Source organism: Streptomyces sp. W16 (assembly GCF_033194735.1).
Lineage (GTDB): Bacteria > Actinomycetota > Actinomycetes > Streptomycetales > Streptomycetaceae > Streptomyces.
The window spans coordinates 1-19931 of sequence record NZ_JAWOAI010000149.1; the positions used below are offsets into that span (position 1 = coordinate 1).

The window sequence follows — 19931 nt, forward strand, 5'->3', positions numbered from 1 at the left end:
CGCCCGGCAGCAGCGACGGCAGCGCCCCCGCCTCGATGGCGCCGCGCTCCCCGGCCCGGCGCGGAATCCACACCAGTCGGGCACCGGTCGCGGACGCGGCCCGTACAGCGGCGGTGAGGCCCCCGGCGACGGCGGCCAGCCGCTCACCGACGACGATCACCGCACCCTCGGTGCGCAGCGCCTCGGAGGCGCGGGCTCCGTCATCCTCCAGACCGACCCCGCTCGCGAGCGCGTCCAGCCATTCGGTCTCGGTGCCGGGAGCGGCCGGCAGCAGGATGCCGCCCGCCTTCGCCAGGCCGCGCGTGGCGAACGTGGCCAGCGAGAACACCCGCTGCCCGTGCGTGCGCGAGGCCTTGCGCAGCCTCAGGAAGACGCCGGGCGCCTCCTCCTCGGACTCGAAGCCGACCAGCAGAACGGCGGGCGCCTTCTCCAGGGAGGTGTACGTGACGCCGTTGCCGTCGAGGTCCCGGCCGCGTCCCGCGACCCGGGCGGCCAGGAAGTCGGCCTCCTCGCTGCTGTGCACGCGCGCGCGGAAGTCGATGTCGTTCGTGTCGAGCGCCACGCGCGCGAACTTGCTGTACGCGTAGGCGTCCTCGATGGTGAGCCGGCCACCGGTCAGGACACCGGTGCGGCCCCGCGAGGCGAGCAGTCCCTGCGCGGCGATCTGCAGCGCCTCCGGCCAGGAGGCCGGGACGAGTTCGCCCTCGGGGTTGCGGATCAGCGGCGTCTGCAGCCGGTCGCGCTGCTGCGCGTACCGGAAGCCGAAGCGCCCCTTGTCGCAGATCCACTCCTCGTTGACCTCGGGGTCCACGGCCGCCAGGCGCCGCATGACCTTGCCGCGCCGGTGGTCGGTGCGGGTCGCACAGCCCCCGGAGCAGTGCTCGCACACGGAGGGCGTGGAGACCAGGTCGAAGGGACGGGAGCGGAATCGGTACGCCGCCGAGGTCAGCGCGCCCACCGGGCAGATCTGGATGGTGTTCCCGGAGAAGTACGACTCGAAGGGGTCGCCCTCACCGGTGCCGATCTGCTGGAGCGCGCCCCGCTCGACCATCTCGATCATCGGGTCGCCCGCGATCTGGTTGGAGAAGCGGGTGCAGCGGGCGCACAGCACGCACCGCTCGCGGTCGAGCAGCACCTGGGTGGAGATCGGGACGGGCTTCTCGTAGGTCCGCTTCCTGCCTTCGAAGCGGGACTCGGCGTTGCCGTGGGACATCGCCTGGTTCTGCAGGGGGCACTCGCCGCCCTTGTCGCAGACCGGGCAGTCCAGCGGGTGGTTGATGAGGAGCAGCTCCATCACACCGTGCTGGGCCTTCTCGGCCACGGGCGAGCTGAGCTGGGTCTTGACGACCATGCCGTCCGTGCACGTGATCGTGCAGGACGCCATCGGTTTGCGCTGGCCCTCGACCTCGACGATGCACTGACGGCAGGCGCCGACCGGGTCGAGGAGAGGGTGGTCGCAGAACCGGGGGATCTCGATGCCGAGTTGCTCGGCGGCGCGGATGACCAGGGTGCCCTTGGGCACACTGATCTCGGCGCCGTCGATGGTCAGCGAGACGAGATCTTCCGGCGGGACCGCCGCCTCTCCCCCACCCGAGGGAGCGCTCGTGGTCACCGTCATGCGTTCACCTCCGTGCGGTCGGCCCAGGCCGTGGACTTGGCCGGGTCGAAGGGGCAGCCCCGGCCCGTGATGTGCTCCTCGTACTCCTCGCGGAAGTACTTGAGCGAGGAGAAGATCGGCGAGGCGGCGCCGTCGCCGAGGGCGCAGAAGGACTTGCCGTTGATGTTGTCGGCGATGTCGTTCAGCTTGTCGAGGTCGGACATCGCGCCCTTGCCCGCCTCGATGTCGCGCAGCAACTGCACGAGCCAGTACGTCCCTTCGCGGCACGGTGTGCACTTGCCGCAGGACTCGTGGGCGTAGAACTCGGTCCAGCGGGTGACGGCACGCACGACACAGGTCGTCTCGTCGAAACACTGCAGAGCTTTTGTGCCGAGCATGGAACCCGCGGCACCCACTCCTTCGTAATCAAGAGGGACGTCGAGGTGCTCGTCGGTGAACATCGGCGTGGAGGACCCGCCCGGCGTCCAGAACTTGAGGCGGTGCCCGGCGCGCATCCCGCCGCTCATGTCGAGCAGTTGGCGGAGCGTGATGCCGAGCGGCGCCTCGTACTGACCGGGACTGGTGACATGGCCGCTGAGCGAGTAGAGCGTGAAGCCCGGAGACTTCTCGCTGCCCATCGACCTGAACCATTCCTTGCCCTTTTGCAGAATCGCGGGAACTGACGCGATCGACTCGACGTTATTCACCACAGTCGGGCACGCATAGAGGCCCGCGACGGCAGGGAAAGGGGGACGGAGCCGCGGTTGACCACGGCGGCCTTCGAGCGAGTCGAGCAGTGCGGTCTCCTCACCGCAGATGTACGCGCCGGCGCCTGCGTGCACGGTGAGTTGCAGGTCGAGCCCGCTGCCCAGGATGTTCTCGCCGAGGTAGCCCGCCGCGTAGGCCTCACGCACGGCCTCGTGCAACCGCCGCAATACGGGGACGACTTCACCACGCAGATAGATGAAGGCATGCGAAGACCTGATGGCATAACACGCGATGACAATGCCCTCGATGAGGCTGTGCGGGTTCGCGAAGAGGAGCGGGATGTCCTTACAGGTTCCAGGCTCCGACTCGTCGGCGTTGACAACTAGATAGTGTGGTTTTCCATCCCCTTGGGGAATGAATTGCCATTTCATTCCGGTGGGGAAGCCGGCGCCACCGCGACCGCGCAGACCGGAGTCCTTCACATACGCGATGAGGTCGTCCGGCGACATGGCGAGCGCCTTGCGGAGCCCCTCGTATCCCTCGTGCCTTCGGTACGTGTCCAGAGTCCAGGACTCGTCCTCGTCCCAGAAGGCCGACAGCACGGGTGCGAGCAGCTTCTCGGGGCTGTGGTCTTTCAGTTCGGGTGCCAAGGTCATCACTCCCCCTCCTCGGCGACAGGCCCCGCCGGGTGGGCGGGGTCGGAGGCCGACGTGTCCTGCGGCGCATCGTGCGAACTGAGGTGCTCGGTCGGCGGCTGGTCCTGCGGCGCTCCGGAACCGCGCGGATGGACCACGCGCGCGGGTGCGGTCTCTCCTCTGGCCAGGCGGAGGCCCACCAGCGACGCGGGTCCCGCACCGCCGCTCGCCCCGACGGCCCCGGGCCGCTCGTCGGGGAAGCCGGCGAGGATCCGCGCGGTCTCCTTGAAGGTGCACATCGGCGCCCCGCGCGTGGGCTCCACGGGTGCGCCCGTGCGCAGGTCGTCGACGAGGCGCCGGGCGCTGGCGGGGGTCTGGTTGTCGAAGAACTCCCAGTTGACCATCACCACCGGCGCGAAGTCGCAGGCCGCGTTGCACTCGATGTGCTCCAGGGTGACCTTGCCGTCGTCGGTGGTCTCACCGTTGCCGACGCCCAGGTGCTCCTGGAGCGACTCGAAGATCGCGTCGCCGCCCATCACCGCACACAGGGTGTTGGTGCAGACCCCGACCTGGTAGTCACCGCTCGGGCGGCGCCGGTACATGGAGTAGAAGGTCGCCACGGCGGCGACCTCGGCCGTCGTCAGGCCCAGCAGGGTCGCGCAGAACTGCTGCCCCGTGCGCGTGACATGACCCTCCTCCGCCTGCACGAGATGCAGCAACGGCAGGAGGGCCGAGCGGGAGTCCGGGTAGCGGGCGATGATCTCCCGCCCGTCGGCCTCCAGCCGGGCCCGGACGTCGTCCGGGTAGGCGGGCGCGGGCAGTTGGGGCATGCCCAGACTGACGCCCTGCTCCGAAGAACTGGTGGTCACCGGTCGACGCCTCCCATCACGGGGTCGATGGACGCGACGGCGACGATGACGTCGGCGACCTGGCCGCCCTCGCACATCGCCGCCATGGCCTGAAGGTTGGTGAAGGACGGGTCCCTGAAGTGGACCCGGTAGGGGCGGGTGCCTCCGTCGGACACGGCGTGCACCCCGAGTTCGCCCTTGGGCGACTCGACCGCCGCGTACGCCTGTCCCGGCGGGACGCGGAAGCCCTCGGTCACCAGCTTGAAGTGGTGGATCAGGGCCTCCATGGAGGTGCCCATGATCTTCTTGATGTGGTCGAGCGAGTTGCCCAACCCGTCCGGCCCGAGCGCGAGTTGGGCGGGCCAGGCGATCTTCTTGTCGGCGACCATGACCGCGCCGGGCTGCAGCCGGTCCAGGCACTGCTCGACGATCCTCAGCGACTGGCGCATCTCCTCCAGGCGGATGAGGAAGCGGCCGTAGGAGTCGCAGGTGTCGGCGGTCGGGATGTCGAAGTCGTACGTCTCGTAGTCGCAGTACGGCTGCGACTTGCGCAGGTCGTGCGGGAGGCCGGTGGAGCGCAGGATCGGGCCGGTGGCGCCGAGTGCCATGCAGCCGGCCAGGTCGAGGTAACCGACGTCCTGCATACGGGCCTTGAAGATGGGGTTCCCGGTGGCGAGCTTGTCGTACTCCGGGAGGTTCTTCTTCATCTTCTTCACGAACTCGCGGATCTGGTCCACCGCGCCGGGCGGCAGGTCCTGGGCGAGTCCGCCGGGGCGGATGTACGCGTGGTTCATCCGCAGGCCCGTGATGAGCTCGTAGATGTCGAGAATCATTTCACGATCGCGGAATCCGTAGATCATGATCGTGGTGGCGCCGAGTTCCATACCGCCGGTGGCGATGCACACCAGGTGGGAGGACATCCGGTTCAGCTCCATCAGGAGCACCCGGATGATCTTCGCCCGCTCGGTGATCTGGTCCTCGACGCCGAGGAGCTTCTCGACGGCGAGACAGTAGGCGGTCTCGTTGAAGAAGGACGTCAGATAGTCCATGCGCGTCACGAACGTGGTGCCCTGCGTCCACGTGCGGTATTCGAGGTTCTTCTCGATACCGGTGTGGAGGTAGCCGATGCCGCAGCGGGCCTCGGTGACCGTCTCGCCGTCGATCTCCAGGATCAGACGGAGCACACCGTGCGTGGAGGGGTGCTGGGGCCCCATGTTGACGACGATGCGCTCGTCGTCGGCCCGGGCCGCGGACTGGACGACCTCGTCCCAGTCGCCACCGGTGACCGTATATACGGTCCCCTCGGTGGTCTCCCGTGCCGAGGCGGCGGATGCTGACTGCGTGCTCACGAGTACGACCTCCGCTGGTCCGGAGCAGGGATCTGGGCGCCCTTGTACTCGACGGCGATGCCGCCGAGGGGGTAGTCCTTGCGCTGCGGGTGGCCCGGCCAGTCGTCCGGCATCATGATCCGCGTCAGCGCCGGGTGACCGTCGAAGACGATGCCGAAGAAGTCGTAGGTCTCGCGCTCGTGCCAGTCGTTGGTCGGATAGACCGAGACCAGTGACGGGATGTGCGGATCGCTGTCCGGGGCGCTGACTTCGAGGCGGATCAGCCGGTTGTGGGTGATCGAGCGCAGGTGGTAGACGGCGTGCAGCTCGCGGCCCTTGTCGTGCAGGTAGTGCACCGCGCTGACGCCGGTGCAGAGTTCGAAGCGCAGGGCCGGATCGTCGCGCAGGGTCTGGGCGACGCGCAGCAGGTGCTCGCGCTCGATGTGGAAGGTGAGTTCACCGCGGTCGACGATCGTCTTCTCGATCGCGTTGCCGGGCAGCAGGCCCTGTTCCTCCAGGGCGCCCTCCAACTCGTCGGCGACCTCGTCGAACCAGCCGCCGTAGGGCCGGCTCGCGGCTCCCGGCAGGCGGACCGAGCGGACCAGGCCGCCGTAACCGGAGGTGTCGCCGCCGTTGTTGGCGCCGAACATGCCGCGCTGGACGCGGATCTCCTCGCCCTCGCCGCGCTGGCCGGGGAGGTTGGAGGCGCCCGGATCCTGCTCCGGGGCGGCTCCGTTGGTGCCGTTCGCGTCACTCACCGCAGCAGGCCCTTCATCTCGATGGTGGGCAGTGCCTTGAGCGCCGCCTCCTCCGCCTCACGGGCCGCCTCCTCGGCGTTCACGCCGAGCTTGGAGGACTGGATCTTCTGGTGGAGCTTGAGGATCGCGTCCATCAGCATCTCGGGCCGTGGCGGGCAGCCCGGGAGATAGATGTCGACCGGGACGATGTGGTCGACGCCCTGCACGATCGCGTAGTTGTTGAACATGCCGCCCGACGAGGCGCAGACCCCCATGGAGATCACCCACTTGGGGTTCGGCATCTGGTCATAGACCTGCCGGAGGACCGGCGCCATCTTCTGGCTGACCCGGCCCGCGACGATCATCAGGTCCGCCTGGCGGGGTGATCCGCGGAAGACCTCCATGCCGAAGCGCGCCAGGTCGTACCGTCCGGCGCCGGTCGTCATCATCTCGATGGCGCAGCAGGCGAGTCCGAACGTGGCCGGGAAGACGGACGCCTTGCGCACCCACCCCGCGGCCTGCTCGACGGTGGTCAGCAGGAAGCCGCTCGGCAGCTTTTCTTCGAGTCCCATGAGTTAAAGGCCCCTCAGTCCCATTCCAGGCCGCCGCGCCGCCATACGTACGCGTACGCGACGAAGACGGTGAGCACGAAGAGCAGCATCTCCACGAGCCCGAAAACACCCAGGGCGTCGAAGGTGACGGCCCAGGGGTAGAGGAAGACGATCTCGATGTCGAAGACGATGAAGAGCATCGCCGTCAGGTAGTACTTGATGGGGAAGCGCCCGCCGCCGGCCGGCGTGGGGGTCGGCTCGATGCCGCACTCGTACGCTTCGAGCTTGGCCCGGTTGTATCGCTTCGGACCGATCAGCGTGGCCATGACCACGGAGAAGATCGCAAAGCCTGCCCCGAGGGCTCCCAGTACGAGGATGGGCGCATACGCGTTCACCGCTCCTCGCTCCTCTCAGTCGGCACTGACTGCTGGCGATGGCGTAGGACTCACACCCGCCTCTCACACTCGGCAACTCCCGCCCGTCCCGGCGAAGATCGCGAACATGTGAAGCAGGTCACAAGCCCAACCGCTCCGCATCTTATGCCCGTCGCTCTGTGATCTGCGACACGGGGTATTACACAAGCTTTGTGATCTCCACCACCCGCCGAAGGATCATCACGTCGAGTGAGCGGTGATCTTCACACCTGAAGCGCCCGACCGATCACCAGACGTGACATTTGCGCTCGTCACCGCAGGCCGATGGCGGCGTCTCAATATCAAGAGACTTCTCTTGCATGCAAATTGGAGTTGGACGCGGCGGCTTGATAGTGGGATCCCGTTCACACGTCAGAAGGAGTCGGGCGGCACGGTGTGGACGCGTGCACACATTCACGAAGTCGACCGCTCGCGGTACCCACGCGAGACGCGAGCATTCCGGTAACCGTTCCGTGACCTGCACCACACTCATGAGAGGCGCATGAGAACCGGGCTTGGCCACCTGTCCCAACCAGTGCTAAGTGGCGGGCAATTCGGGCGTACTGGCGAAAGGCCGTGATCACCGGCCTGATCGGCCAGGTCCGCAATGTCCGTTACGGCGTCAATAAGGAACGACACACCCGAAGTTCGTGGTGCCCGTTGAACAATTGTGGCGCAGCACACGTTTCTTGAAGGTATGGAGGAGCCCCTGATACCGGTTGGTCTCATGTCCCACACCGCTCACATACGCAGCCACCGGAAACCCCGCCGCAGCGCGACGACGAACATCGCCGTGCGTGCCGGAGTTGCCGGTGGCGTTCTCAGCATGGCGGCGGCGGGCGCGGCCTCGGCCAACGCGGCCGAGACGACGCAGACCCTGCAACTGCCCACCCTGACGGCCGATCTGTCCACCCAGGTCGCACAGTCCGCCGAAGCCACCCAGCAGGCCGCGGCGAACTACCAGCTGCGCGCCGAGCGTGACACGGCTGCCGCAAACGCCGCGAAGCAGGCCAAGGCGGACCTCGCGGACGCCAAGAAGAAGGCGGAGGCAAAGAAGAAGGCCCAGGAGGACGCCCGTAAGGCCGCTGCGGAGCGCGCCGCGTCGCGGAGCACCGAGCGGACCACCCTGGCCGCCTCCACGGGCTCCAGCACCTCCACGGGCTCATCCACGGCCACCGGTTCGGCCGCGGCCGTCGTGGCCTTCGTGAAGGCGCAGATCGGCAAGTCCTACGTCCTGGGCGCCACCGGCCCCAGCGCCTACGACTGCTCGGGGCTCGTCGGTGCCGCCTTCAAGCAGGTCGGCATCAGCCTGCCGCGTGTCTCCCAGGACCAGTCGACCGCCGGTACTCAGGTGTCCCTGAGCAACCTTCAGGTCGGCGACATCCTGTACTGGGGCAGCGCGGGCAGCGCGTACCACGTCGCGGTGTATGTGGGCGACGGCATGTTCGTCGGTGCGCAGAACCCCTCCACCGGCATCGTGGAGCGGCCGCTGTCCTACGACCCGCCGACCGGCGCGGTGCGGGTGCTCTGAGCCCGCGCACGACGCCGTGAGCATGGGACCGCTGCCTCGGGGGCAGCGGTCCCCTCGGCGTACCCTCGCCAGGCTCTCCAGGCCTCTCCCCTACCGGAGTTCACAACTCTCCTGAAAGGCTCTTCTCCCAAGGTTCTCAAGTTCGGCCGACCGGACAGCCGGACAGCCGGACGCCAAACCCGAGGAGAGCAAGTCGTGCCACGTGTCTTCGTCCAGGGAAGTCCCGTCGACTCCTACCCCCGCCCCGCACCCGAGGCCGGGCGCGGTTCCGTGCGCCGCGTCACCGAGGTCGGCGAAGAGGTCCTGCACCGGCCGAGCCGGGACGTCACCGAGTTCGGGCCCGATCTCGCCGCGCTCATCGACGACATGTTCCTCACCATGTACGTCGCCGACGGAGCCGGCCTCGCGGCCAATCAAGTGGGCGTGGATCTGCGCCTGTTCGTGTACGACTGCCCCGACGACGACGGTGTCCGACATGTCGGACACATCGTCAACCCGGTGCTGGACCCGCTCGACCCGGCCGGGCGCCGGCTGCTCGACGAGGGTGAGGGCTGTCTGTCGGTGCCCGGTGCGGTGATGGACGTACCGCGCCCGGACCGGGCCGTGGTGCGCGGGCTCGACAAGGACGGCAACGCGCTTGTGATCGAGGGCACAGGGTACTTCGCGCGCTGCCTCGCCCATGAGACCGACCACGTCAACGGTCAGGTCTATCTGGACCGGCTCTCCAAGCGGGACCGCAAGGAGGCGCTGCGGCAGGTGGCGGACCGGCGGGACGAGGTGTTCGCCCGCCGGGCCGCCAAGACGGCCGCACTCAGCGACTGATCACGCCTTCGGCGCCACCTTGCTCAGCCCGTTGATGATGCGGTCCATCGCGTCGCCGCCCGTGGGGTCGGTCAGGTTGGCCAGCATCTTCAGGGTGAACTTCATCAGCAGGGGGTGCGTCAGTCCGCGCTGGGCCGCGATCTTCATGACCTTCGGGTTGCCGATGAGCTTCACGAAGGCGCGGCCGAGGGTGTAGTAGCCGCCGTAGGTGTCCTTGAGGACCTGCGGGTAGCGGCGCAGGGCCAGTTCGCGGCTCGCGGGGGTGGGGCGGGCGTGGGCCTGGACGATGACGTCGGCGGCGATCTGGCCGGACTCCATGGCGTAGGCGATGCCCTCGCCGTTGAAGGGGTTCACCAGGCCGCCGGCGTCGCCGACCAGCAACAGCCCCTTCGTGTAGTGGGGTTGGCGGTTGAAGGCCATGGGGAGGGCGGCGCCGCGGATCGGGCCGGTCATGTTTTCGGGGGTGTAGCCCCAGTCCTCGGGCATGGACGCGCACCAGGCCTTCAGCACCTCGCGCCAGTCCAACTCCTTGAAGGCGTCGGAGGTGTTGAGGACACCGAGGCCGACGTTCGAGGTGCCGTCGCCCATGCCGAAGATCCAGCCGTAGCCGGGCAGGAGGCGGTCCTCGGCGCCGCGGCGGTCCCACAGTTCCAGCCAGGACTCCAGGTAGTCGTCCTCGTGGCGGGGCGAGGTGAAGTAGGTGCGCACCGCGACACCCATCGGACGGTCCTCGCGGCGGTGCAGGCCCATCGCGAGGGAGAGGCGGGTGGAGTTGCCGTCGGCGGCGACCACCAGGGGCGCGTGGAAGGTGACTTCGCGTTTCTCCTCGCCGAGCTTGGCGTGGACGCCGGTGATGTGGCCGGTGCGCTCGTCGGTGATCGGGGCGCCGACGTTGCAGCGCTCGTAGAGGCGGGCGCCCGCCTTCTGGGCGTTGCGGGCGAGCTGTTCGTCGAAGTCGTCGCGCTTGCGGACGAGGCCGTAGTCCGGGAAGGAGGCGAGTTCCGGCCAGTCCAGCTGGAGGCGCACTCCTCCGCCGATGATGCGCAGGCCCTTGTTGCGCAGCCAGCCGGCCTCCTCGGAGATGTCGATGCCCATGGCCACGAGCTGCTTGGTGGCGCGCGGGGTGAGGCCGTCGCCGCAGACCTTCTCGCGCGGGAACTCGGTCTTCTCCAGCAGGAGGACGTCGAGTCCGGACTTGGCGAGGTGGTAGGCGGTGGCGGAGCCGGCTGGCCCCGCGCCGACGACGATCACGTCGGCGGTGTTTTCGGAGAGGGGCTCGGTCACGGCGGGATCTCCCCAAGTTCGGAATCTGCGTGCCGACCGGCACTGGACATGGGCAGTCTATTCAGCGCCACTGATCACCAGGCTGAAGGGCTGCCCCGTGAACCGAGCTCTCCCCGCAGTACGGCTGCGTGTCCCGACCGACGAGGACGCCGTCGCCTGGCACCGGGTCTTCGACCACCCGGACGTCATGGAGTTCCATGGCGGAAAGTCCGCGGAACTGTCCGTCTACGAGGAGCTCACCGCCCGCCAGCGCCGGCATGACGCGGAGCGCGGTTTCTGTCTGTGGACCATGCTCGACGACTCCGACCGGGTCATCGGTTTCACCGGCGCCCAGCCGTGGCCGCAGGACTGGGGGCCCAAGGGCGAGATCGAGGTCGGCTGGCGGCTGGGGCGGGAGTTCTGGGGCCAGGGGTATGCCACCGCGGCGGCCGAACTGACCCTGGAGCGGGTGCGGGCGGCCGGGGTGCCGAGCGTGGTGGCGATGGTGCTGGCCCGCAACACCCGGTCGATCGCGGTGACCAGGCGGCTGGGGATGAGCCTCGACGAGGTCTTCACCACGCCCTCGCGCGCGGAGGAGGGACACTGCTACCGGCTCGTACTGTAACTCAGAGTAACTATCAGCTACAGAACGACACTTGACGCTTCCGGTCGGGGCCGGACCGGGGTTACCCTTCCGGTACCGCTGGGGGTGACATCTGTGCGCTTAACACCCAAAACACCCGAAGTCCGTGTGCCACGGCTCGTCGGCCTGATGGCCGTGGACGCGCGCGAGACGGCCCAGTCGCGCGGGCTGTTCATCAACTCGCCGGACCGGCCCGACTTCCATCTCGCCGTCGTCGACTACGTCGTACGGCAGTATCCGCAGCCCGATGCCGAGGTGCCGCGGGACTCCGTGGTCTACGTGTGGTTCGACTTCGGTGACGGGGACGGCGGAGGCGGTATGCGTGAACCGCGCGTACCGAGGCCGCCGAGCGGCGGGATGCAGCGCGAGCTGGACGAGCCGCCGGGCGACGCGTTCATCGCGACGATGATCAGCAGCCGACCGGGCCCTCACGGTCCTTGAAGCCGCGGTGCAGGGCCACGATTCCGCCGCTCAGGTTGCGGTAGGCGACCTTCGACCAGCCGGCCTTGCGCAGTCGCTCGGCCAGCGCGGGCTGGTCGGGCCAGGCGCGGATGGACTCGGCGAGGTAGACGTAGGCGTCCGGGTTCGAGGAGACGGTGCGGGCGACCGGCGGCAGCGCGCGCATCAGGTACTCGGTGTAGACCGTACGGAAGGGCGCCCAGGTCGGGTGCGAGAACTCGCAGATCACCACCCGGCCGCCGGGCTTGGTCACCCGGTACAGCTCGCGCAGCGCGGTGTCCGTGTCCTGCACGTTGCGCAGCCCGAAGGAGATGGTCACGGCGTCGAACGTGTCGTCCTTGAACGGCAGCCTGGTCGCGTCGCCGGCCGTGAGCGGCAGCCAGGGGTGGCGCTTCTTGCCGACCTGGAGCATGCCGAGGGAGAAGTCGCAGGGGACGACATAGGCGCCGCTGCGGGCGAAGGGGAGCGAGGACGTGGCCGTACCGGCGGCCAGGTCGAGGATCTTCTGCGCGGGGCGGGCGTCGACCGCCTTGGTGACCTCCTTGCGCCATCGGCGGTCCTGACCGAGCGACAGCACGTCGTTGGTGAGGTCGTACCGTTCCGCCACGTCGTCGAACATCGAGGCGACTTCATGCGGCTGCTTGTCCAGGGATGCGCGGGTCACGGGCCCATTGTGGCAGTACGGGCCGGGCACACCGAAGGCACCCGGCCCGAAGCACACGCGTCGAAAGGGAATCTCACGACGGCAGGAGTCTCGGTTTCTTCTTCGCCGCCACGTCCTCCACCCAGCCGCACAGCACGATGAAGACGGCGATGAGAATCCAGCCGATGCCGAACATGAACCACTGGCTCTCCAGCGGCAGCCACTTCTCGAAGGCGGGCACCTTCCAGAACTGGTCGGTCAGCGGCACCGCCAGCACGAGTGCGATCTCGTGCCAGAGATAGATCGTCACGGCCCGGGAGTTGAAGATCGTGACGACTCGGTCGAGCTTCTTGAAGCGGGTCAGCCAGGCGAAGTCGATGTTGAAGTAGGCCTTGGCCCACATCAGCAGCATGACGTAGCCCGCCGACCAGTAGGTCTGGGCGAGCGGGCTCTCGTCCAGGTCGTAGGTGCCGCCGGCCTCGGCCTGGTGCGTGAAGGCGTACCAGCCGCCGAAGGCGATCGCCGCGAGCGAGAGCGTGACCACCAGGAAGGGCTTCAGCTTCTGGAGCACACCGTCGCGGTGCGCGAAGCCGAGGATCCAGCAGAAGAGGTACGTCGACAGGTCCCACAGCGCGTTGCCGAAGCGGTTGTCCGGCCCGGACCACACGAACTTCAGGACCACGATCGGCACCAGGGTCAGCAGCAGCACCGGGATCGGCGCCTTGCGGAAGATCCACAGCAGCGCCGGCGAGAGCAGCACGAACCAGAGATACGTCCGCAGGTACCAGAGGATCTCCCAGGCCTGCATGCCCCAGGCGTTGCCCGGCGGATCCCCGACCGGCACCACCCAGAACACGATCTGCCAGCCCGGCATCCAGTCGTGGATCATCATCGCCACGAGCACGAAGAAGCCCCAGAACCAGAACGGCGGCAGCAGCCTCCGCATCCGGCTCTTGACCACCTTGAACGCCGGCCGCTCCAGCGACTTCGCCATCAGCGTCCCGGCCAGCCCGAACATGATCCCCATCGAGGGGAACACCATCCCGCACCAGGCCCACCCGAAGGTGTGGTAGGTCACGACCCGGATCAGCGCGACGGCCCGCAGGGTGTCGAAGTACCGGTCACGGCCCGTCGGCTTGGGCGCGGACGCGGCCTCCTCGACCACCTCCTCGGCCGCCGGCTCCGGCTCGGGTTCCGTCTCCGGCTCCACCGGGGGCAGCGTCGCCGTCTCGTCCACGACGGCCGCCCCCGCGCCCTGCCCGTAGTCCGTCCCCGCGTACTGCTGCGGATACGGCTGCTGTTGCTGGTAGGGCTGCTGCGGTTGCTGGTACGGCGGCTGCTGATACGGGTACGGCTGCTGCGGCTGACCGTAAGGCTGGGGCTGGCCGTACCCGTCGTAGCCGTACGGCTGTTGGGGTTGCTGGGGCTGTTGCGGTTGCCCGTAGCCTCCGTACCCCTGTTGCTGTTCCCAGGTCATCAGTTCGCCCCCGCCGGTGTGCCGACCTCGCCGGTGCGCTTGAGTTTCTGCCAGCGCAGCCGGCCGCCGGTCAGGGCGGTGATGCTGGAGTGGATGAGGACCAGGTACATCATCTGGCGGTAGGCCAGTTGCTGCAGCGGCATCATCAGCAGGTAGCGGTACTTCTCCTTGTCGAGCCTGAACGCGTAGGCCGCGCAGAGAAGTTGGATGCCGAGGACCGCGAACCACATCGCGAGGGACGCCCAGAAGTCGACGAAGATCATCGAGTAGACGGTGAAGACGTCGATCAGCGGGGCGAAGACCGGCGTGATGATCTGGAAGATGACCACCAGGGGCATGCCGACCCGGCCGAAGCGGCCCGAAGGACCCTTGTCCGTAAGGGACTTGCGGTGCTTCCACAGGGCCTGCATGGTGCCGTAGGACCAGCGGTAGCGCTGCGACCAGAGCTGCTTCAGGGAGGCCGGGGCCTCGGTCCAGGCCTTGGCGTGCTCCTGGTAGACGACCCGCCAGCCCTCGCGGTGCATGGCGATGGTGATGTCCGTGTCCTCGGCGAGCGTGTCCTCGCTCATACCGCCGACCTGGAGGACCGCCTCGCGGCGGAACGCGCCGATCGCGCCCGGGATGGTGGGCATGCAGCGCAGCAGGTCGTACATGCGGCGGTCGAGGTTGAAGCCCATCACGTACTCGATGTGCTGCCAGGCGCCGATGATCGTGTTGCGGTTGCCGACCTTGGCGTTGCCCGCGACCGCGCCCACCTCGGGGTCGGCGAAGGGCTGCACGAGGTGTCGTACGGTGTCGGGTTCGAAGACGGTGTCGCCGTCCATCATCACGACGATGTCGTAACTCGCGCTGCGCACACCGTTGTTGAGGGCGGCCGGCTTGCCGGCGTTCTCCTGGCGGATGACCCGGACGTTCGTCATGCCGAAGGAGCGGGCCGCCTCGCGGGCGATCTCGGAGGTGCCGTCCGAGGAGCCGTCGTCGACGACGATGACCTCGATCGGGTGGGTGCTCTTCGCCAGCGACTCAAGGGTGTTGGCGATGCACTCCTTCTCGTTGTACGCCGGGACGATCACCGTCACCGGGCGGGTGACGGTCGGTCCCCAGCTGAACCGGCGTTTGTTGCGCTGTCTGTAGTGGCGCCGGGCGAGGATCAGCATCATCCCGAAGCGGCTCATGACCGCGACGCCGACGACCGTGAGGCCCGCCGCAAGTCCCGGCACCACCCACTCGGCGACGGTGACGGCGTAGATGAGCGCCTTGCCCTCGTAGAGGGTCATGCCGGTGGCCTCGCGGTGGGCGCCCTGGAGGACCGAGGTCTGCCGGTTGCCGTTGCGGTTGTTGCCAGTTCCGGTGCCGCCGACGGCCGAGTCGACCGGGGTCTGGCCGTTCCCGCCTGCCGCACCGGTGCCACCAGGCGCGGCGGACGCTGCGGCGGAAGGTGCCCCGGACGGCTGGCCGCCGGCCTCGACGTTGCCGGTGCTCGTACCGGCAGCCGCACCCGTGCTCGTGACGGGCCGCGCGCCGGAGTTGTTCTTGGCGATGGCGCCGCTCACGGTGGTGAACGTGTAGCCCTTCGCCTTCATCTTCTCGATGTACGTGGGCAGCGCCTTCATGGTCTGCGAGCGCACACCACCGGCGTCGTGGAAGAGCACCGAGGAGCCCGAAGTCCCGGACGGCGTCGCCCACTTGATGATCTTCGCGACACCGGGCTGCTTCCAGTCGTCGCTGTCGGTGTCGACGAAGACGCTGGTGTAGCCGGACGCGCCGAGCTTCTTGTAGACGGGGTAGCTGTAGTTGTCGATGGCGTCCGTCTCCGAGGAGTACGGCGCGCGGAACAGCGTGGTGGTGATGCCGGCCGCGCCCGCGAGCGCGAGCTGCGTCTGTTCCATCTCCCGCTTGATGCGGGCGTCGCTCTGGTAGGAGAGGTCGACGTGGGTGAAGGTGTGGATGCCCACTTCCTCGCCCTGCGAGACCATCTGCTTCACGATGCTCGGGTAGCGCGAGACCATCGAGCCCACCAGGAAGAACGTGCCCGGCACGTCGTACTTCTTGAGGATCTTCAGGACCGTGGGCGTGTAGGTGGGGTTCGGGCCGTCGTCGAAGGTGAGGACGATGGTCTTCTTCGGGATGGTCTGGGTGACCGGCTTGCCGTTCCGGAAGGTCAGGATCGGGCCGCCGTTGAGCACCTTGTCGGGCACCTTGCTTGCGCTCGCGCCGTCCCGGACGCGTTGGTCGCCGCCGACTTCCGCGCGCAGGTAGCCGTCGAGCAGCATCACGCAGGTGAGGCCGAGCAGAAGCAGCAGGGCGAGAATCACCCGGGGTCGCTGGAGCGCGGAGGCCTTGCCTGCCGCGCGCGCCATCCGGGTGGGGGCGCGTCGGCGCCCGCGCGAGGGAGTCGTCGTAGTCATGGCTGCGGGGCGCTCCGGTCAGTGTGCGGTGGCTGAGGAGGACGGCGCCGCACCCGTGGGGGCGCCCGAGGGGATGTCGGTCGGAGCGCCGGTCGGAACACCGGAGGGCGCTACGCCGCCTCTGCCTCCGCCGGGGGCGTTGCCGCCACCGGGGGCCGAACCGGCCTGACCGCCGCCGAACGGCAGCAGCGAGGAGGGGTTGAGCGAGATGCCCCAGCCCATGAACGCCATGCCGAGTACGAACGCGTACCCGAGGCAGACGGTGCCCATGAGGAGGCCGATCCGGCGCAGCACCTTTGACCGGCGGCCGGAGTTGTCAACGAACACGGGACCTTCAGCGGACCCGTTGCCGGCTTTGCGGCGGCGACCCCGCGCAGAGGCGCGGTTTTCGATGGCGGACTCGGATTGCATTCCCCAGACATTAGGCCGCCTTTATGTGACCAAAACTCTGATTCTCTTGTGAGCCCGCCAAGAGAAACGCCGCAACCTGTGCACTTCCTTAGAGAACCCAGGAAAAGCCTTATGAGCGGCCGGTGTCAGTAGTGTCCCCAATTTTCCGCTTCGCCGCCCGGATTGACCGTTTCGCGCATCGATACCCGTGGGTTTCCTATGTTTTTTCTGTCTTCGTGAGACACAGCCCCATGTGCTTCATTTAGCCTTCGGAATCCGACTCTGTTTCCATCCTGAGACAGAAATCACCGTCCCGAGACGGAAAGGGTGCATGCTCAATGAGGAGTTTTCTGAAACCGGCGGCCGGGCTCACCTGCTTGTTTGCCCTCGCGGTCACCGGCTGCTCCTCCAGCTCCGGTGACTCGTCGGATGCGGCACCCGAAGCGACGGAGAAGGCAAGCACCACCCCTTCCGAAAGCGCCTCTCCGACGCCTTCGGACTCTTCGTCCAGCACGTCCTACGCCCCGTACGTCAGCGTCACCACCGCATCCGACACGGACAGCACGGGATCGCCGTCGACGTACAACCTCTCCTTCGCCATCGCCAAGGGGAGCACCTGCACGCCGGAGTGGAACGGTACGACAGCGATCGACAACGCGGCCGTGAAATCCAGGATCGCGGCGCTCAAGACGTCCGGCGCCACCGTCCGTGTCTCCTTCGGCGGGGCCTCCGGCAAGGAACTGGCGGAGACCTGCACCAGCGTGACCGCGCTCGCGAAGGCCTACGGCGAGGCGCTGGACGCGGCCGGCTCCACGCAGGCCGACTTCGACATCGAGGGCGACACCCTGACCGACTCCGACTCGGTCGCCCTGCGCTCCAAGGCGATAGCCGTGCTCCAGAAGGAACGCACCGACCTCAAGGTCTCCTTCACCCTGCCCGTGATGCCATCCGGCCTCGACTCCGACAGCCTGGCGCTGCTGGAGTCCGCGAACGACAACGCGGTCGAGGTCTCCACGGTCAACATCATGACGATGAACTACGGCGAGTCCTACACCGGCGACATGGGCGCCTACGCGATCACGTCTGCTACGGCCACGCACACCCAGCTGAAGAAGGTGTTCGGGTTGTCGGACGCCGGTGCGTGGCAGGGGATGGCGCTCACGTCGATGATCGGGGTGAACGACGTCTCCGGTGAGACGTTCTCGCTCTCGGATGCGGCGCAGGTGCGGACGTTCGCCGAGTCGAAGGAGATCGCGTGGGTTTCCATGTGGTCGACGTTTCGGGATCAGCAGTGTGAGAGCGGGTCGTCCGATGATGATGCGGCGACCGATTGCAGTGGGGTGACGCAGACGGCGGGGGCGTTCGGGGAAGCGTTTGCCGGGTGACGGGTGGTTCGCCGACTGGCGGCCGTCGTGGGCTGGTCGCGCAGTTCCCCGCGCCCCTAAAAGAAGGGGTGTTGGCCTTGGCGGCGTTTGAGGAGTAGATGACACAGCCCCGCGCCCCCAAAAAGACGTGCCTCAGCGGAGTCTGTGAAGTAGCCGGCCCGCACACACCGTTGCGATGCAGGTGCCGGCCTTGTCGAATACGGCCAGGTCGGCACGGTCACCATCCACGACAGCCGTAGGACGTGGGCCGGCGAGGATCTCTACCCCGTTCCGGTCCGCCGCCGCCCGCAGTTCGGGTGAGTCGACGTGTTCCGCCAGGACAGCCGTAGCACCTGTCTTCAGCACGGCGTGGATCCGCTCCCGTGGGCTCGGGGCGTCCGGAAGTGGGCCCTCGTGGATGCGGGCCGGGCCCAGGACGCCCGGCCAACTCCGCACCCGGGCGCCGGGAAAGCGGTCCTGGATCTCCGCCAGTGTCCCGACACCCGCGATCCGGGCACCCTCGACGGCGACGGCCCCGCCCTCGTCCGCCGTGTGAATCGTCAGCACAGCGGGCCTAGTTGGCCGACAGCAGCTTCAACTCGGGGTGAGCGGTGCCGCCTTCGATCGCCGTCGACGAGATGTGGGACATCACGCGCTCGTCGACCGGGTCGTTCGCCGGGTCGTCGTGGACGACGATGTGCTCGTACGTCGTGGTCCGCTGGGCGGGGACGCGGCCCGCCTTGCGGATGAGGTCGATGATCTCCATGCGGTTGGAGCGGTGCTTGGCGCCGGCCGAGGAGACGACGTTCTCCTCCAGCATGATCGAGCCGAGGTCGTCCGCGCCGTAGTGCAGGGAGAGTTGGCCGACCTCCTTGCCCGTCGTCAGCCAACTGCCCTGGATGTGGGCGATGTTGTCCATGAAGAGGCGCGCGATGGCGATGATCCGCAGGTACTCGAAGAGCGTGGCCTGCGTGCGGCCCTTCAGGTGGTTGTTCTCGGGCTGGTAGGTGTACGGGATGAAGGCCCGGAAGCCACCGGTGCGGTCCTGTACGTCACGGATCATCCGCAGGTGCTCGATGCGCTCGGCGTTGGTCTCGCCGGTGCCCATGAGCATGGTGGACGTCGACTCGACGCCCAGCCCGTGCGCGGTCTCCATGATCTCCAGCCAGCGCTCGCCGGACTCCTTGAGGGGGGCGATCGCCTTGCGGGGGCGGGCGGGGAGCAGCTCGGCACCGGCGCCCGCGAAGGAGTCGAGACCGGCCGCGTGGATGCGCGAGATGGCCTCTTCGACGGAGACCTTCGAGATGCGGGCCATGTGCTCGACCTCGGACGCGCCGAGGGAGTGGATGACCAGCTGGGGGTACGCGCCCTTGATCGCGGCGAAGTGCTGCTCGTAGTACTCGACGCCGAAGTCCGGGTGGTGTCCGCCCTGGAACATGATCTGCGTGCCGCCCAGTTCGACGGTCTCCGCGCACCGGCGCAGGATGTCTTCGAGGTCACGCGTCCAGCCCTTGGCGGTGTCCTTGGGCGCGGCGTAGAAGGCGCAGAACTTGCACGCGGTGACGCACACGTTCGTGTAGTTGATGTTCCGCTCGATGATGTACGTCGCGATGTGCTCCGTACCCGCGTACCGCCGCTTGCGTACGGCGTCGGCGGCGGCGCCGAGCGCGTGCAGCGGGGCGTCGCGGTAGAGGTCGAGGGCCTCTTCGGGGGTGATGCGCCCGCCCTCGGCGGCACGGTCGAGGACGGACTGAAGCTCGGCCTTCTCGGTCACCGGGAGGTCCCTTTCGTCAAGGGTTGTGGACGGACCTTGCCAGCCTACGCCAGCGGATTTCCTGCCCCGACCTCAGGCCGCGTACGCGCCGACCAGCAGTCCGACGAAGGCACCGGCGAGCAGAAACGACCCAAACCGGACGTCCGGGTCCCGTCTCCGGGCAGGGAGAGCCCCGTACAGCGCCCTGAGCAGAAACCCCGCGAACGCGCCCAGCATCAGCGTCGGCCACCCGTACCACCCGAGCACGACCCCCGCCCCGACCGCGAGCTTCACCTCCCGGGCGCCCAGACCACCGCCGCCGGGGTCGAGGCGGGACAGCGCGTGGTACCCGGCGCCGAGC

Annotated in this window: 19 protein-coding genes and 1 pseudogene; 5 read left to right on the forward strand and 15 right to left on the reverse strand. The window is 68.1% G+C overall.

Annotated elements, in window-relative coordinates; all coding sequences use genetic code 11:
- The 7 genes from R6V09_RS20955 to R6V09_RS20985 all read right to left on the reverse strand — a co-directional run.
- Positions 1-1618, reverse strand: a 1618-nt coding sequence (locus tag R6V09_RS20955) for an NADH-quinone oxidoreductase subunit G (RefSeq protein ID WP_317882952.1), incomplete at its 3' end; no start/stop codon positions are given.
- Positions 1615-2961: an NADH-quinone oxidoreductase subunit NuoF gene (gene nuoF, locus R6V09_RS20960; RefSeq protein ID WP_388113623.1), complete on the reverse strand. Its 1347-nt coding sequence runs from the start codon at positions 2959-2961 to the stop codon at positions 1615-1617. The genes nuoF and R6V09_RS20955, both read right to left, overlap by 4 nt.
- Positions 2961-3809, reverse strand: a complete 849-nt coding sequence (gene nuoE / locus R6V09_RS20965; protein WP_317882954.1) for an NADH-quinone oxidoreductase subunit NuoE — start codon at positions 3807-3809, stop codon at positions 2961-2963. Before nuoE ends, nuoF begins: the two co-directional genes overlap by 1 nt.
- Positions 3806-5137 (reverse strand): NADH-quinone oxidoreductase subunit D, encoded by a 1332-nt coding sequence (locus tag R6V09_RS20970; RefSeq protein ID WP_317882955.1) that lies wholly within the window; start codon positions 5135-5137, stop codon positions 3806-3808. Before R6V09_RS20970 ends, nuoE begins: the two co-directional genes overlap by 4 nt.
- A complete protein-coding gene (locus tag R6V09_RS20975) occupies positions 5134-5874 on the reverse strand; it encodes an NADH-quinone oxidoreductase subunit C (protein WP_317882956.1) in 741 nt (246 codons plus the stop codon). The genes R6V09_RS20970 and R6V09_RS20975 overlap by 4 nt, the downstream gene beginning before the upstream one ends.
- Entirely contained in the window at positions 5871-6425 is a 555-nt protein-coding gene (locus tag R6V09_RS20980) for a NuoB/complex I 20 kDa subunit family protein (protein ID WP_007383964.1), read from the reverse strand. Before R6V09_RS20980 ends, R6V09_RS20975 begins: the two co-directional genes overlap by 4 nt.
- Positions 6426-6439: 14 nt before the next feature.
- Positions 6440-6799 (reverse strand): NADH-quinone oxidoreductase subunit A, encoded by a 360-nt coding sequence (locus R6V09_RS20985; protein WP_007383963.1) that lies wholly within the window; start codon positions 6797-6799, stop codon positions 6440-6442.
- Between the two features lie 745 nt (positions 6800-7544).
- Between R6V09_RS20985 and R6V09_RS20990 the strand changes: the two genes are divergently transcribed.
- Together R6V09_RS20990 and def are read left to right on the forward strand one after the other, a co-directional pair.
- Positions 7545-8348, forward strand: coding sequence for a C40 family peptidase (locus R6V09_RS20990; protein ID WP_317882957.1), 804 nt, complete (start codon positions 7545-7547; stop codon positions 8346-8348).
- A 195-nt stretch (positions 8349-8543) separates the two neighbouring features.
- Entirely contained in the window at positions 8544-9170 is a 627-nt protein-coding gene (def, locus tag R6V09_RS20995; RefSeq protein ID WP_317882958.1) for a peptide deformylase, read from the forward strand.
- On the opposite strand, the gene R6V09_RS21000 is transcribed toward def, so the two are convergent.
- On the reverse strand, positions 9171-10454 hold the full coding sequence (locus tag R6V09_RS21000; protein WP_317882959.1) for a geranylgeranyl reductase family protein: 1284 nt from the start codon (positions 10452-10454) through the stop codon (positions 9171-9173). It abuts the gene before it with no gap.
- Positions 10455-10551: 97 nt separating this feature from the next.
- Here R6V09_RS21000 and R6V09_RS21005 point away from each other — a divergent pair, with 97 nt between their 5' ends.
- The gene (locus R6V09_RS21005) at positions 10552-11058 is read left to right on the forward strand and encodes a GNAT family N-acetyltransferase (protein ID WP_317882960.1); all 507 of its coding nucleotides are present in this window, start codon (positions 10552-10554) and stop codon (positions 11056-11058) included.
- 126 nt (positions 11059-11184) lie between these two features.
- Positions 11185-11517: a PASTA domain-containing protein gene (locus R6V09_RS21010; protein WP_317882961.1), complete on the forward strand. Its 333-nt coding sequence runs from the start codon at positions 11185-11187 to the stop codon at positions 11515-11517.
- Here R6V09_RS21010 and R6V09_RS21015 read toward each other — a convergent pair.
- From R6V09_RS21015 to R6V09_RS21030, 4 genes are all read right to left on the reverse strand, one after another.
- Positions 11486-12199, reverse strand: a complete 714-nt coding sequence (locus R6V09_RS21015) for a demethylmenaquinone methyltransferase (RefSeq protein ID WP_317882962.1) — start codon at positions 12197-12199, stop codon at positions 11486-11488. The genes R6V09_RS21010 and R6V09_RS21015 overlap by 32 nt on opposite strands.
- A 73-nt stretch (positions 12200-12272) precedes the next feature.
- Positions 12273-13655, reverse strand: a complete 1383-nt coding sequence (locus R6V09_RS21020) for an acyltransferase family protein (protein ID WP_317882963.1) — start codon at positions 13653-13655, stop codon at positions 12273-12275.
- Entirely contained in the window at positions 13655-16063 is a 2409-nt protein-coding gene (locus R6V09_RS21025) for a bifunctional polysaccharide deacetylase/glycosyltransferase family 2 protein (RefSeq protein ID WP_317882964.1), read from the reverse strand. The genes R6V09_RS21020 and R6V09_RS21025 overlap by 1 nt, the downstream gene beginning before the upstream one ends.
- A gap of 18 nt (positions 16064-16081) precedes the next feature.
- A complete protein-coding gene (locus tag R6V09_RS21030) occupies positions 16082-16390 on the reverse strand; it encodes a hypothetical protein (RefSeq protein WP_442810096.1) in 309 nt (102 codons plus the stop codon).
- Positions 16391-16791: 401 nt separating this feature from the next.
- Here R6V09_RS21030 and R6V09_RS21035 point away from each other — a divergent pair, with 401 nt between their 5' ends.
- A complete protein-coding gene (locus tag R6V09_RS21035) occupies positions 16792-17838 on the forward strand; it encodes a chitinase (RefSeq protein ID WP_317882966.1) in 1047 nt (348 codons plus the stop codon).
- Between the two features lie 132 nt (positions 17839-17970).
- Here the strand turns inward: R6V09_RS21035 and R6V09_RS21040 are convergent, their stop codons facing one another.
- The 3 genes and pseudogenes from R6V09_RS21040 to R6V09_RS21050 form a co-directional block, all read right to left on the reverse strand.
- Positions 17971-18384 carry an imidazolonepropionase-like domain-containing protein gene (locus R6V09_RS21040; RefSeq protein ID WP_317882967.1) on the reverse strand — a complete coding sequence of 138 codons (414 nt, stop codon included), beginning with the start codon at positions 18382-18384 and terminating at the stop codon, positions 17971-17973.
- 7 nt (positions 18385-18391) lie between these two features.
- Positions 18392-19591, reverse strand: a complete 1200-nt coding sequence (gene mqnC / locus R6V09_RS21045; RefSeq protein ID WP_317882968.1) for a cyclic dehypoxanthinyl futalosine synthase — start codon at positions 19589-19591, stop codon at positions 18392-18394.
- 72 nt (positions 19592-19663) lie between these two features.
- A pseudogene (locus R6V09_RS21050) lies at positions 19664-19931 on the reverse strand (hypothetical protein); the annotation flags it as partial.

Coding starts and splice junctions, on each gene's coding strand:
- R6V09_RS21035 (WP_317882966.1), top strand. CDS start 16,792: ATGAGGAGTTTTCTGAAACCGGCGGCCGGGCTCACCTGCTTGTTTGCC.
- nuoF (WP_388113623.1), bottom strand. CDS start 2,961: ATGACCTTGGCACCCGAACTGAAAGACCACAGCCCCGAGAAGCTGCTC.
- R6V09_RS21025 (WP_317882964.1), bottom strand. CDS start 16,063: ATGACTACGACGACTCCCTCGCGCGGGCGCCGACGCGCCCCCACCCGG.
- R6V09_RS20990 (WP_317882957.1), top strand. CDS start 7,545: ATGTCCCACACCGCTCACATACGCAGCCACCGGAAACCCCGCCGCAGC.
- R6V09_RS21020 (WP_317882963.1), bottom strand. CDS start 13,655: ATGACCTGGGAACAGCAACAGGGGTACGGAGGCTACGGGCAACCGCAA.
- R6V09_RS20980 (WP_007383964.1), bottom strand. CDS start 6,425: ATGGGACTCGAAGAAAAGCTGCCGAGCGGCTTCCTGCTGACCACCGTC.